The 13,238-nt window shown below is 69.3% G+C and carries 12 protein-coding genes and 1 tRNA gene; 4 read left to right on the forward strand and 9 right to left on the reverse strand.

Features of this window, described 5'->3' with window-relative positions:
- The first annotated feature begins 129 nt into the window (after positions 1–129).
- The 4 genes from WD341_RS01020 to WD341_RS01035 all read left to right on the forward strand — a co-directional run bounded on the left by WD341_RS01020 (position 130) and on the right by WD341_RS01035 (position 3,284).
- Positions 130–1,239 carry a hypothetical protein gene (locus WD341_RS01020; RefSeq protein WP_368423542.1) on the forward strand — a complete coding sequence of 370 codons (1,110 nt, stop codon included), beginning with the start codon at positions 130–132 and terminating at the stop codon, positions 1,237–1,239.
- On the forward strand, positions 1,239–1,403 hold the full coding sequence (locus tag WD341_RS01025) for a hypothetical protein (protein WP_368423543.1): 165 nt from the start codon (positions 1,239–1,241) through the stop codon (positions 1,401–1,403). Before WD341_RS01020 ends, WD341_RS01025 begins: the two co-directional genes overlap by 1 nt.
- A 66-nt stretch (positions 1,404–1,469) precedes the next feature.
- Positions 1,470–1,646 carry a hypothetical protein gene (locus WD341_RS01030; RefSeq protein WP_368423544.1) on the forward strand — a complete coding sequence of 59 codons (177 nt, stop codon included), beginning with the start codon at positions 1,470–1,472 and terminating at the stop codon, positions 1,644–1,646.
- Positions 1,647–1,667: 21 nt separating this feature from the next.
- Positions 1,668–3,284, forward strand: a complete 1,617-nt coding sequence (locus WD341_RS01035) for a recombinase family protein (protein ID WP_368423620.1) — start codon at positions 1,668–1,670, stop codon at positions 3,282–3,284.
- Here the strand turns inward: WD341_RS01035 and WD341_RS01040 are convergent.
- From WD341_RS01040 to WD341_RS01080, 9 genes are all read right to left on the reverse strand, one after another.
- Positions 3,243–3,318, reverse strand: a tRNA-Lys gene (locus WD341_RS01040). The two genes, WD341_RS01035 and WD341_RS01040, sit on opposite strands and share 42 nt — an antisense overlap.
- Before the next feature lie 125 nt (positions 3,319–3,443).
- Positions 3,444–4,604, reverse strand: a complete 1,161-nt coding sequence (gene rodA / locus WD341_RS01045) for a rod shape-determining protein RodA (protein ID WP_368423545.1) — start codon at positions 4,602–4,604, stop codon at positions 3,444–3,446.
- Between the two features lie 6 nt (positions 4,605–4,610).
- On the reverse strand, positions 4,611–6,497 hold the full coding sequence (mrdA, locus tag WD341_RS01050) for a penicillin-binding protein 2 (protein WP_368423546.1): 1,887 nt from the start codon (positions 6,495–6,497) through the stop codon (positions 4,611–4,613).
- Between the two features lie 10 nt (positions 6,498–6,507).
- On the reverse strand, positions 6,508–7,035 hold the full coding sequence (gene mreD / locus WD341_RS01055) for a rod shape-determining protein MreD (RefSeq protein ID WP_368423547.1): 528 nt from the start codon (positions 7,033–7,035) through the stop codon (positions 6,508–6,510).
- Between the two features lie 132 nt (positions 7,036–7,167).
- Positions 7,168–8,043, reverse strand: a complete 876-nt coding sequence (gene mreC / locus WD341_RS01060) for a rod shape-determining protein MreC (RefSeq protein WP_368423548.1) — start codon at positions 8,041–8,043, stop codon at positions 7,168–7,170.
- Between the two features lie 97 nt (positions 8,044–8,140).
- Positions 8,141–9,181 (reverse strand): rod shape-determining protein, encoded by a 1,041-nt coding sequence (locus WD341_RS01065; protein WP_368423549.1) that lies wholly within the window; start codon positions 9,179–9,181, stop codon positions 8,141–8,143.
- A gap of 166 nt (positions 9,182–9,347) precedes the next feature.
- Positions 9,348–10,415: an NAD(P)H-dependent flavin oxidoreductase gene (locus WD341_RS01070; RefSeq protein WP_368423550.1), complete on the reverse strand. Its 1,068-nt coding sequence runs from the start codon at positions 10,413–10,415 to the stop codon at positions 9,348–9,350.
- A 158-nt stretch (positions 10,416–10,573) separates the two neighbouring features.
- On the reverse strand, positions 10,574–12,181 hold the full coding sequence (locus WD341_RS01075) for a 2-isopropylmalate synthase (RefSeq protein ID WP_368423551.1): 1,608 nt from the start codon (positions 12,179–12,181) through the stop codon (positions 10,574–10,576).
- Positions 12,182–12,504: 323 nt separating this feature from the next.
- A complete protein-coding gene (locus tag WD341_RS01080; RefSeq protein WP_368423552.1) occupies positions 12,505–13,224 on the reverse strand; it encodes an ArsR/SmtB family transcription factor in 720 nt (239 codons plus the stop codon).
- Between the last annotated feature and the right edge of the window lie 14 nt (positions 13,225–13,238).

Below are 13,238 nucleotides of genomic sequence, written 5' to 3' on the forward strand. Positions count from 1 at the left end.
TGCGTATATAGAACGTACCACTTCCCTCTTCCCCTCATCGGCGGCCGAGGCCTAGCGCTTGACGGGTCGGGCACGGCTTCTCTCGCGAGGTCGAGCCCGGTGGAGACAGCAATCAGAGGGGGCAACACCATGACGCGTTCAGACTTCACCGGGGCAGAGGGGCGAGAACCGCCGCGCTTGCTCCTGGCCGGCATCGATAGCCTCTATGCGGGCTACTATCTCGACACCTCGGCGGCGGCGTTCGACTGGGACGAGATCCAGTACCAGAAGGAGCGGGTGCAGCAGTCGCGCTCCGACGACTACGCGGAGATCGAGCTGGGCAGCGAGCGCTTCGCCCTCCGCCCCTCCGGACGCTTCCCCTACAACTACGTTTTCGAGAACAGGGCTTTCCACGTGGCGCTGGGCGAGCACATCCGGCCGTCCTGCTACGTCCAGTTCCTGAGCGAGGCGCTGTGGAAGGAGGGAGCGCAAGCCCTGCATCGGCGTCTGCTCGCCTGGGCGGGTTCCGTCAGCCTGACGCCTGCCGAGCCGGAAGGCCTGTCGCGCGTCGATCTCGCCTTCGACTTCGCGCTCGAGGAGATCGACTTCTCGGAAGACCACTTCGTCACCCGCGCGAAGAAGGACGGCAAGTGGCGCGGCGACCGCAAGGCCGAGAGCTTTCAGTTCGGCACCGGCGACGTAGTGGTCCGGGTCTACGACAAGGCCAAGGAGATCGAGCAGGCGAGCGGCAAGGTCTTCTTTCATCAGCTGTGGGGGCAGAGCGAAGGCGTCTGGCGGATCGAGTTCCAGGTCCGAAAGGCACGGCTGCGCACAGCCGGCATCGTCACAATGGGCGACCTGGCGGAGTACCAGGGCGATCTGCTGCGCGAGCTGGCGACCAACCACACCTCGCTCCGCCTGCCGGACGCCAGCGACAGCAACCGATCGCGCTGGCCCCTGCATCCGCTCTGGCGCGCCCTGCAAGCCGCCATCGATGCCATGCCGCAACACGGGCTGGTGGAGAGCCTGAGTGCGGTCACCTCGCTTGAGTACCGGCTGCATCAGCAGCTGACGGCCATCTACGGCTACTGCAAGGGCGCAGGCGCGACGCTCGCGCTCATCGCCGGGGAGGAAGAGGCGCCGACGCTCAGTGTGGTCCTGGGCAAGCTGAGGCGCCTTCTCGCGATCCGCCATCAGCCGGCGGACTGGGACGAGGACGTGACGAAGCGCATGCGCGGCTACGCCCTGGGGAAGTGGTGATGAACAAGACGATCATCGATCTGGTGAACCAGCGCCTCACGCGCGTCCTGCTGGCGGCGGAGGCGGCGCTGCCGCCCGACCAGTTCCGCGCGTTTCGCAAGTTCGCTCTGGACGAGTTCGGGCAGAGCGGGCTGGCGGAGGATCTTCGGCAGCTGCGCCGTTGAGCGCAGGGACAGGCAAGGACAGGAACGGGCCGGTCAGACTGAGGCACGGAAAGGAGGTTCCCATGATTGATCCGCCACCATCACAATGCACATGACGCCGCGGCCGCTCGGGCGGCCAGTCGGCGAGCTCCGTCGGTCAGGGACGATCTGCCGGCGGAGCTGCCGATCCGGGAGGAGGAGCTGGATCTCCTCGCAGCACAGTTCGGCGATATCCTGCGGGCCATCACGGCGATGGACAGGTGAGGCAAGGGGAGTTGGTCAGGGATGCGGGCAGCGCTCTATCTGCGGGTCTCGACGGTCAGACAGGCCGAAAAGGATCTCTCCATCCCTGACCAACGTTCCCAGGTCGCCGGGCACTGCCAGGCGCGCGGCTGGGAGGTCGTTGGCGAGTATGTGGAGGCCGGCGCCTCCGGAACCGACGAGAACCGGCCGCAGCTGCAACAGCTGATAGCCGACGCCCAAGGCGGCGGTGAGCCGTTTGACGTGGTGGTCGTCCACAGCTTCTCGCGCTTCTTCCGGGACGCCTACCAGTTCGAGTTCCACCGGCGGAAACTCGCCAAGCACGGTATCCAGCTGGTGTCGATCACGCAGGAGACCGGCGACGATCCGATGGGCAACATGGTCCGTCAGATCCTCAACCTCTTCGACGAGTACCAGAGCAAGGAGAACGCCAAGCACGTCCTCCGCGCCATGAAGGAGAACGCCCGGCAGGGCTTCTGGAACGGCGGGCCGACGCCCTATGGCTATAGGAGCGTCGCCGTCGAGACGCGCGGCGATTCCGTGAAGAAGCGCCTGGAGGTCGAGCCGTCAGAGGCCGAGCTGGTGCGGCTCATATATGGGATGTTCCGTACAGGACAGAGCGGTACGCCCATGGGCATCCGCGCCATAGCCGGTTCCCTCAATAGCAAGGGCTATACATACCGCCGGGGCCGCGCCTGGACCTCTGGGCTGGTACACGCGATCCTGCGCAACGGGGCCTATAGGGCACGGCACTACTTCAATACCCGCTGCGTCAAGACGCGGACGCGCAAGGACAGCAGCGAGTGGATCGAGGTCGCCACCCCTCGCATCGTCGAGGACGAGGCCTTCGAGGCGGTGCAGGCGCTGCTGGAGCAGCGGCGGCCGGCGGTGACGCCACCTCGCATCGTCAACGGGCCGACGCTGCTGACCGGCATTGCCCGCTGCGCCAGCTGCGGCGCCGGCATGACCATCCGCACTGGCAAGGGCGGCCGCTATCGCTACTACGCCTGCAATCGACGCATGACAGAGGGCGCCTGCCGCTGCAAGGGCCGCAGCATCCGTATGGAGACGCTGGACGAGGCGGTGCTGTCGAAGCTTGAGGATAGGATCTTTCAGCCGGAGCGCGTCCAGGCGCTGCTTGGCGCCCTGTCGGAGCGACTGGTCCGCAGCGCCGACGATCACAAGACCCAGGCGCGCAAGCTCCGCAGCCAGCTGCGGGACGTCGACGACAAGCTGGCGCGGCTCTACGACGCCGTGGCGGAGGGCACGGTCGAGCGGACCGACGCCTTCAAGAACAGCGTCAGCCGCCACGAGAGGCACCGCGAGGAGCTTATGAGGCTGATTGCTGCCGCTGACCGGCGGCGCGCCCTGCCCGTCTCCGAGATCACCGTGAAGGACTGCCAGCGCTTCGCCGATGCCGTCCGCAGCAAGCTGCGCGAGCCCGACGGCGCCTTGCGCAAGGCCTATGTCCGCCAGTTTGTCGAGCGGGTCGAGCTGGACGACGAAGAGATCAGGATCTCGGGGCCGAAGGCCGCGCTGGCCGGGGCTTTGCTACACAGCGGTGCACCTGACAGGCAGGTGCCCAGTTCTGTGCGGGAGTGGTGGGCGCACAAGGACTCGAACCTTGGACCCGCTGATTAAGAGTCAGCTGCTCTACCAACTGAGCTATGCGCCCACGCAAAGCCACCGGCCGGGGCCTGGCGGCCGGGAGCGGGGTAGATAGCAACGCGGGGCGGCTTTGTGAAGCGCAAAATGCGGGCCTTGCGTGGGGGCACGGCGGGCGCGGATTCAGGGCCTCTGTCAGCTCTCGTCGCGCAGGCCCCGGCGCGGAATCCGCACGTCGCGGTGGATCGAGACGCTGACCATCAGGCCGAGCGAGAACAGCACCGTCAGCATCGCCGTGCCGCCGTAGCTGACCAGCGGCAGCGGCACGCCGACGACCGGGATCAGGCCGGTGACCATGGCGATGTTGATGAAGACGTAGAGGAACAGGTTGACGGTCAGGCCGAGCGCGAGCAGGCGGCCATAGTGGTTGCGGCTTCTCAGCGCGATGGCGAAGCCGTAGACGAAGACCAGGAAGAACAGGCCGAGCAGGATCAGCCCGCCGACCATGCCGAGCTCCTCGGCCAGCATGGTGAAGATGAAGTCGGTCTGCTTCTCGGGCAGAAAGTTCAGGTGGCTCTGCGAGCCCTGGAGGTAGCCCTTGCCGAGCACGCCGCCGGAGCCGAGGGCGATCTTCGACTGCATGATGTGGTAGCCGGCGCCGAGCGGATCGCTCTCGGGGTCGAAGAAAGTCAGCACGCGCTTCTGCTGGTAGCCCCGCAGGCTGTTCCAGGCCAGCGGCACGGCGGCGCCGACGGCGCCGATCGCGAGCGCGAACTTCCACCAGCGCACGCCCGCCGCGAAGAACAGCGCGCCGCCCCCCATCAGCAGCATCAGCGCGGTGCCCAGGTCGGGCTGACGCAGCACCAGCGCGGCCGGCGCCACCGCCAGGAACAGCGGCGGGATCAGGTAGTGCACCCGGCCGACGTCCTCCAGGGTGCGGCCGTGGAAGTAGCGCGCCAGCGCCATGATCAGGGCGACCTTCATGACCTCGGATGGCTGCAGCTGGATGACGCCGAGGTCGATCCACCGCTGCGCGCCCATGCCGACCGAGCCCTTGAGCTCGACCGCGACGAGCAGCAGCAGCGACAGCAGGTAGATCGGGTAGGACAGGCGGAACCAGACGCGGATGTCGATCAGGGCGACGGCCAGCATGACCGTCAGGCCGAAGAGGAAGCGCATCGCCTGGCGGCTCGCCCAGGGATGGAAGGAGGCGTTGGCGGCGGAATAGAGCATGGCCAGGCCGAAGCCGGCGAGCAGGGCGATCAGCAGCACCAGGCCCCAGTTGATCGAAAGGAGCTTCTGGCCGAGCGTCAGGCGCGGGTTGCGCCGCAGGTGCATCTCGTCGAGCACGGACATGGCGGCTCAGGCCTTCTGCCCGTCGCCCAGGGCGACCAGCGGCAGCGGCTCGTTGCCGAGCGGGTCGCGGCGCTGCGTCTCGAGCAGGATGTCCTTGACGATCGGCGCCGCCGCCGAGGAGCCGCCGCCGCCGTGCTCGACGACGACCGCGCAGGCGTAGCGCGGGCGATCGACCGGCGCGTAGGCGACGAACAGGCCGTGGTCGCGGCGGCGCCAGGGCAGGTCCTCGTTCTTGATCACGCCGGCGTCGCGCTCGGCCTTGGTGATGCGGCGGACCTGGCTGGTGCCGGTCTTGCCGGCCATCTCCCATCCGGGCTCCTGGATCGCCGAGCCGCGCGCCGTGCCGCGCGCCGAATTGACGACCGCGTCCATGGCATTGCGGACCACCTCGAGGTGCGCCTTCGGCACCTCGATGGAGGGCGCCGGCAGCCGGATCGACAGGCTGGGCATGCCGCCGCCGCGCAGGCCGCGGGTGACGTGGGGCACCACCGCCTTGCCGGTCGCCAGGCGCGCGGTCATCACGGCGAGCTGCAGCGGCGTCGTCAGCACGAAGCCCTGACCGATGGCGTTGATCAGGGTCTCGCCGCCGAGCCAGGCCTGGCCGATGTTCGCGAGCTTCCAGGCCTTGGTCGGCATCGCGCCGCCGCGCTCGCCCGGCAGGTCGATGCCGACGGGGGCGCCGAGGCCGAAGCGCTCGGCCATGCCGGCGATGCGGTCGATGCCGATGCGCTTGGCGACGTCGTAGAACCAGACGTCGCAGGACTGCTGGATCGCGCCGGTCAGATCCATCGAGCCGTGGCCGCCGCGCTTCCAACAGTGGAAGCGGTGGTTGCCGAGCCGCATGAAGCCGGGGCAGTAGGCCTTGTGGTCGGCGCCCAGGCCCGCCTCGAGCGCGGCCAGGGCGACCATCATCTTGAAAGTCGAGCCCGGCGCGTAGAGCCCGGAGATCGCCTTGTTCGAAAGCGGCGACAGCGGGTCGTTGACCAGGCCCAGCCACTCCTGCCGGCTGAGCCCGACGTTGAAGGGCTTGGGGTCGTAGCTCGGCACCGAGCAAAGCGACAGCACCTCGCCGTTGTCGACGTCGAGGACCACGGCGGCGGCCGACTTCTCGTTGGCGAGCCGCTGGTGGATGTAGGACTGCAGGCCGCTGTCGATGGTCAGCACGACCTCGCGGCCGGCGTGGCCCTCGTGGCGCGACAGCTCCTTGATCATCCGGCCGACGGCGTTGACCTCGATGTGGCTGGTACCGGCGGTGCCGCGCAGGGCCTCGTCGTTGAGCTTCTCGACGCCGTTCTTGCCGACGCGGAAGCCGGGCAGCTCGAGCAGCGGGTCGCCGGTCAGCTCCTTCTCGGAGACCGCCGCGACGTAGCCGACGATGTGCGACAGAATCTCGCCGTAGGGGTAGTGGCGGGTCTCGCCGACGTCGATCGATACGCCCGGCAGCTCCGGGGCGTTGACCTCGATGCGGCTGACCTGCTCCCAGCTCAGATTCTCGCGCACGGTAACCGGCACGAAGTTGCGCTTGCGCGTGATCTCCTTGCGGATCCGCTCGCGGTCGGCCTCGTCGAGCGGGACGATGCGGTCGAGGTCGTCCAGGCTCGCCTCGAGGTCGCGGATCTGCTCGCTGACCAGCAGCACCCGGTAGTTCTGGCGGTTGACCGCGAGCGGCGTGCCGAAGCGGTCGACGATGCGCCCGCGCGGCGGCGGCAGCAGGCGGATGTTGATCCGGTTGTCCTCGGCCAGCAGCTTGTACTTCTCGGCCTCGACGACCTGCAGGTAGTACATCCGACCGGCCAGCGCGCCGAGTAGCAGCAGCTGGCCGCCGCCGAGCATCACGGCGCGCCGCGCGAAGCCGCGGTAGCGTCCCTGTTCCTCGTTGCGGCGCTCGCTCATCGACCTTCCCTCAGCGCACCGTCTCGGCGTCGCGCAGCAGCAGCTGCTGGGCGCGGCCGAAGAGCCAGAACAGGCAGGGATAGATCGCCAGGGTCACGGCGTACTGCAGCAGGGCCGGTGCGATGTCGACGAGGCGGCCGATCATCGCGCAGGACAGCAGCCAAATGAACAGCTGCGCGGCGGCCGCCAGCACCGCAAAGGCGAGCCAGAGCAGGCCGAAGCCCGCGGTCGCGAAGAAGCGGCGCTGGGCGCCGACCGCGCCATGCACGGCCAGCAGTGCGAGCACGCCGATGCCGAGCGGCGCCACGCCGCCGAGGTCGTGGAGCAGGCCGATCAGGAAGACCGCCCCGCTCGGCATCAGGTCCGGCCGGAAGACAGTCCAGTAGTAGACCGCGATCAGCGCGATCGAAGGCATCACCGGCGCCAAGTAGGGCGAGCGCAGCGGCGTCAGGCTGAGCAGCAGCAGCAGCAAGGTCAGCACGAAAGGCGTGAGCGCCCGCGCGAAGAGATCGAGACGCTGCAAGAGGCTGGACTGCACGAACCGTCTCCACTTGGCGGACCGAGCCCGCCGGTGTCGATGAGGGTAGCGGGCCGGAGCCCGCGGGATGGCGTTCGGCGGGCCGCAGCCCGCCCGCTAAGGTTCGGCAGGCCGGAGGCCGCCGGGTCCCGGTCAGCGAGGCGGAGCCCGCCGGGCGATGAAGTCCTCGATCAGGCCGGGCAGGTCGTAGCTGACCAGTCGCAGGTAATCGAGGTGGTTCCAGTCGGTGTATGGCCGTACGCGCACGCCGGCCTCGGTGACCTCGACGACGTCGCCGACCGGCAGGCCCGGCGGAAACAGGCCGCCATGGCCGGAGGTCACGACACGGTCACCGACCTCGATCGAGGTGCCGGGCAGTAGGTACAGCAGGCTCGGCTCCGGCGAGTTGTCGCCGGCCATGATCGCCTTGTCCTGCGCCGGACCGACCTGGACCGGGATGCGGCTGTTGATGTCGGTGATTAGCAGGACCCGCGAGACGCGCTCGCCGACCTCGGCGACGCGGCCGGCCAGGCCGCTGCCGGTCAGCGCCGCCTGGCCCTTCCGAACGCCCTCCGACTGCCCGCCCGAAACAAGCACCGAGCGTACGAAGGCGCTGCCCTGGTCGCCGACGACCCTGGCCGAGAGATACTGATGCTCGATCTCGGGCGCCAGGCGGAGCAGGTCGCGCAGGCCGGCGTTCTGCGCCTCCAGCGCCATCGCCTGGCGGCGCCACTCGAGCAGCCGCTCGTTCTCGGCGCGCAGCATGGCGTTGACCTCGCGCAGGCGCGCCATGTCCCGGATCTTGCCGACGGTCTCGTTGACCGTCGTGACCGGCTCGGAGGCCGCCTCCAGGAAGGGCGCCATGGTGTCGGCGAGCTGGATGCGCGCGCGCTCGACTATGAGCGTGTCGGCTTTCCCGAGCAGCATCAGGCCGAAGGCCGCAGCGATCAGGAGCAGAAAGGCGAAGCGCTGGGTCCAGGCCTTGAGCGGCGTGGCCAGTCGCGCGACCTTTCCAGTGCGTTTATTCAACGCGTGCCTCCAACGGTCCACGACACAGCGGACCAAACCTTTGGTTCATTACGAACCTAAAGGATCAACAGATTAAAATAAAGAAGGAGTTAAAGACTCAATAGGTCGAAATCAGGACGTTTCTGAGGGTACGCATTTCCTCGAGACAACGGCCGGTGCCGAGTGCGACGCAGGACAGCGGGTCCTCCGCCAGCGAGACCGGCAGTCCGGTCGCCGCGCGCAGCACGAAGTCGAGATTGCCGAGCATGGCGCCGCCGCCGGTCAGGACGATGCCCTTGTCGACGATGTCGGCGGCCAGTTCCGGGGCCGTGTGCTCGAGCGCGACCTTGACGGCCTCGACGATCGCCGAGACCGGCTCGGCCAGCGCCTCGGCGATCTGCCGCTCCGAGATCACCAGCTCCTTGGGCACGCCGTTCATCAGGTCGCGGCCCTTGATCTCCATGGTCGCGCCGTCGCCGTCCTCGGGCGGACAGGCGGAGCCGATCTGCTTCTTGATCCGCTCGGCGGAACCTTCGCCGACCAGCAGGTTATGGTTGCGCCGGATGTAGGCGATGATCGCCTCGTCCATCTTGTCGCCGCCGACCCGCACGGAGCGCGAGTAGACGATGCCGCCGAGCGACAGCACCGCGACCTCGGTCGTGCCGCCGCCGATGTCGACGACCATGGAGCCGGTCGGCTCGGTCACCGGCAGGCCGGCGCCGATCGCCGCGGCCATCGGCTCCTCGATCAGGAAGACCCGGCGCGCGCCGGCGGCCTCGGCCGATTCCTGGATCGCCCGGCGCTCGACCGCGGTCGAGCCCGAGGGCACGCAGATGATGACCTGGGGCGAGGCGAAGGAGCGCCGGTTGTGCACCTTGCGGATGAAATGCTTGATCATTTCCTCCGCGACCTCGAAGTCGGCGATGACGCCGTCGCGCAGGGGCCGGATCGCCTGGATGTTGCCGGGCGTGCGGCCCAGCATCATCTTCGCCTCGTCGCCGACGGCCAGGACCTGCTTCTTGCCCTTCACGTCGGCGATCGCGACGACGGAGGGTTCGTTCAGCACGATGCCACGGCCCTTGACATAGACCAGGGTGTTGGCGGTGCCGAGGTCGATGGCCATGTCGGCGGAAAGGATGCCGAGCATCTTGGACAGCATGTGAGCGTTTCGCCTTCCGTAGGGGTGGAGTGACGCGGGTCAACCCCGATTTCGCCGCGCCGCCGACCCGGCACAGCGCATAGCGCGCCGTTGCCGGGAATGCAAGGCAGGCATCGTAGGAAGCAGATGGTTAACAGTGCGCTAAACCCGTGCAGGCTTTGAAGCTTTATCTGCGGTGGAGCGCATCCTCGGTCTCTCGTGCCAGGCGCGCCACGATCGCGGCCGCCGGCTCGCTGCGCGCCAGACGAGCCGCCTGGCCGGACCAGAGCGGGTGGAAATCCGGCACGCCGCGCGCCACCCCCGCCTCGATCAGCGGCCGCACCATCGGCCCTGGCAGCGGGTAGTCCGGCACCTCGGCCTCGTGCGGCGTCATCTCCGTGACGTAGCGCGCGACCAGCGCCCGCGCCGGCCGCCCCGTGAACAGGCGAGTCACCCGCGTGTCGCCCTCGCCGGCCGCGGCCAGCGCCGCGCGGTAGAGCGGCGGCGTCGCCGCTTCCTCGGCCAGGACGAAACCGGTGCCGAGCTGGGCCGCCACCGCCCCAAGCATCAGCGCCGCGGCGATGCCGCGCCCGTCGCCGATGCCGCCGGCCGCCACGACCGGGCAAGAGACCGCGTCGACGACCTGCGGCACCAGGGCGATGGTGCCGACCTGAGCGCGATCGAGCGAGGTCCGGTAGGTGCCGCGGTGGCCGCCCGCCTCCCAGCCCTGGGCGACGATCACCTCGATTCCGGCCGCCTCGAGGTCGCGGGCCTCCTCGACCGTGGTCGCCGAGCCGAAGGTCAGGCAGCCGGCCTGCTTGATCGCCGTCAGCCACTCGGCGCGCGGCGGCCCGAAGTGGAAGGAGACGACGGCTGGCCGGGCCGCCAGCACGACCTCGAGCCGCGCCTCGTCGAACGGCAGGTAGGTCTCGCCGGGGTCGGGCACCTTGGCCAGGTTCTCGTCGGCGTAGAAGCCGGCGAGACGGGCGCGGAAGGCCGCCGCGCGCGCCGGATCGTCCTGGGGCCGCTGGTGGCAGAAGAAGTTGACGTTGAACGGCCGGTCGGTGGCGGCACGGACCTCCGAGATCTGGGCCTGCAGCGCGGCGGCGTCGAGCTGGGCCGAGCCGAGCGAGCCGAGCCCGCCGGTGTTGGATACCGCGGCCGCCAGGGCCGGCGTCGCGACCGAGGCCATCGGCGCCTGGATCACCGGCACGGAGAGGCCGAGACGGTCGGTCAGTGCGGTGCGGATCGCCATGCTGCGCCTCCCTCGATGACATGCCGGCTCGTCGGCGTGCCGCAGCCTCGCAAGGGCGTCGGGCCGAATCAAGGCGCCGGATGGGGAGCGCGGCGCGCTGGAAGGCGAACGGCCCCGCCGGGGCGGGGCCGTTCAGGCTGGGGACAGGAAAGGCGCGGCTATTCGGCGGCCTGGACCGGCGGCGCCGTCTTCTCGCGCTTGACCATCATCTTGTTGATGCCGTTCACGTAGGCGCGCACCGAGGCGACGATAGTGTCGTGATCGGCGCCCTGGCCGTTGACCGTCTTGCCGTTTTCCTCGAGGCGAACCGTCACCTCGGCCTGGGCGTCGGTCCCGCCGGTCACGGCATGGACCTGGTAGAGCATCAGCTTGGCCTCGTGCGGCACGATCGCGCGGATCGCCTCGAAGGCGGCGTCGACCGGGCCGTTGCCCTCAGCCTTGGCGACCTTGCGCCGGCCCTCGACCTCGAGCGTCAGCTCGGCGGTCTGGGGGCCCTTGGAGCCGCAGACCACGCTCATCTCGACGAAGCGGACGTGGTCGTTGTGGCGCATCACGGCATCGTCGACCAGGGCGACCAGGTCCTCGTCGAAGACCTCCTTCTTGCGGTCCGCCAGGTCCTTGAAGCGCACGAAGGCGTCCTGCAGCTGGTTGTCCGACAGCGTGAAGCCCAGCTCCTCCAGCTTCGCCTTGAAGGCGTGGCGGCCGGAATGCTTGCCCATGACCAGGGTCGAGCGGGTCAGGCCGACCGACTCCGGCGTCATGATCTCGTAGGTCTGGGCGTTCTTGAGCATGCCGTCCTGGTGGATGCCGGACTCGTGGGCGAAGGCGTTGGCGCCGACGATCGCCTTGTTCGGCTGCACCGAGAAGCCGGTGATGGTCGAGACCAGGCGCGAGGCCGGCGTGATCTTGCGGGTGTCGACGCGGGTGTCGTAGGGCAAGACGTCGCTGCGCGTGCGCAGCGCCATGACGACCTCTTCCATGGCGCAGTTGCCGGCCCGCTCGCCGATGCCGTTGACCGTGCACTCGATCTGCCGGGCGCCGGCGCGCACCGCGGCCAGGGAGTTGGCGACCGCCAGGCCCAGGTCGTTGTGGCAATGCACCGAGAGTGTCGCCTGGTCGATGTTCGGCACGCGGTTCATCAGCATGGCGATCAGGTCATGGAACTCCTCGGGCACGGTGTAGCCGACCGTGTCGGGGATGTTGATGGTGCGCGCGCCGGCCTTGATCGCGCTCTCGACGCAGCGCACCAGGAAGTCGTGCTCGGTGCGCGTGCCGTCCTCGGGCGACCACTCGACGTCGTCGCAGAGGTTGCGGGCGTAGGAGACGCTGTCGATCACCGCCTGGTGGACCGCTTCGGGCTCCATCTGCAGCTTGAACTTCATGTGCAGCGGGCTGGTCGACAGAAAGGTGTGGATGCGCGGGGCCTCGGCGCCCTTCAGCGCCTCCCAGGCACGGTCGATGTCCTTGGTGGTGGCGCGGGCCAAGCCGGCGACCCGGCTGTTCCTGACGCGCGCCGCGACCTCGCGGACTGCCTCGAAGTCGCCGTTCGAGGCGATCGGGAAACCGGCCTCGATGACGTCGACGCCCATCGCCTCGAGCATCTCGGCGACCTGGATCTTCTCCTCCAGGTTCATCGAGCAGCCCGGCGACTGCTCGCCGTCGCGCAGGGTCGTGTCGAAGATCTTGACGTGGTTGGCGCTACTGGGATTAGCGTTGGCGGGGTTCGCGGCGGTACCGCCCTTGGAATGCTGCTGTTCGCTGGTCATGGTCCTAGACCCTCCGATCCTTCAACGTCGCATGGGGGAATTGGCTGAAGGGGCCGCTGACGCTGGCCGAGGTCCCCCGAACGCTTGCCGCGGTGCGGCTGCTGCGCTCAGGGGCAGATAAGGAGGAGGGCCCCCGCCGGCAGGCCGAGGAGAGCAAGCGGAAGCGCCGAGGCGATGCCCCGGTCCGAAATTCCCGCAGTGTCGATACGATCGAACATGGCTCTCTTCTTGGTCGGCCACCCTGGCAGCCTGGGCCGGAAGTCCGGGGACGATATACCGGAGCGGGCTCGGCGAACAAGGGAATTTCGCCGCGCCCCGGCCGGTCAGGCGGCGCAGGCCACTTCGAGACGCACCCCGAAGCGCTGCTGCAGGCCGAGGACGCCCGGCGGCGTTACCAGGATCGCCCGGCTGCCCTCGACCCGGCGGATCCAGCCGAGCTCCAGGAAGCGCCGCTGCAGGCCGCGCCCGAGGGCGCCGGCCAGGTGGAAGCGCCGCTCGCTCCAGTCCAGGCAGGGCCGGCAGAAGCGGCTGCCGCCGCCGGGTGCCGGAGGCTCGACGCCGAGCTCCTCCAGGAAGGCCTCGCCGGCGGCGGTCAGCGCACCGCCGTCGGCCGAGAGCTCGAGCCGTCCGCGCTCGACCAGGGCGTCGGCCAGCGCCACGCCCAGCTGGCCGGCGAGATGGTCGTAGCAGGTGCGCGCGCGGCGCAGGGCGGCCTCCTTGGGCCCGACCGCCGGCAGGCGGCCGGGCGCGGCGGCGGCCGGCAGGCTGCTGGCGGTCGCCAGCATCAGGCCTTCCAGCAGGTGCGCCACCTCCGCGGAGGCCAGGCGGTAGTAGCGGTGCCGGCCCTGGCGCAGGACCTGCAGCAGGCCGGCGCCCACGAGCTGGGCAAGATGCCCGCTCGCGGTCTGCGGCGTGACGCCGGCGACCCGCGCCAGCTCGCCGGCGGTCAGGGCGCGGCCGTCGAGCGTCGCCGTCAGCATGGCAAGGCGGCTCGGGTCGCCGATCAGCGCGGCGGTGGCGGCGGCGCGGGCGAGAGTGACCATGGCTCCTGTCCGTT

It is taken from the genome of Tistlia sp. (assembly GCF_040905785.1).
In the GTDB taxonomy this organism is placed as follows: Bacteria; Pseudomonadota; Alphaproteobacteria; order Kiloniellales; family DSM-21159; genus Tistlia.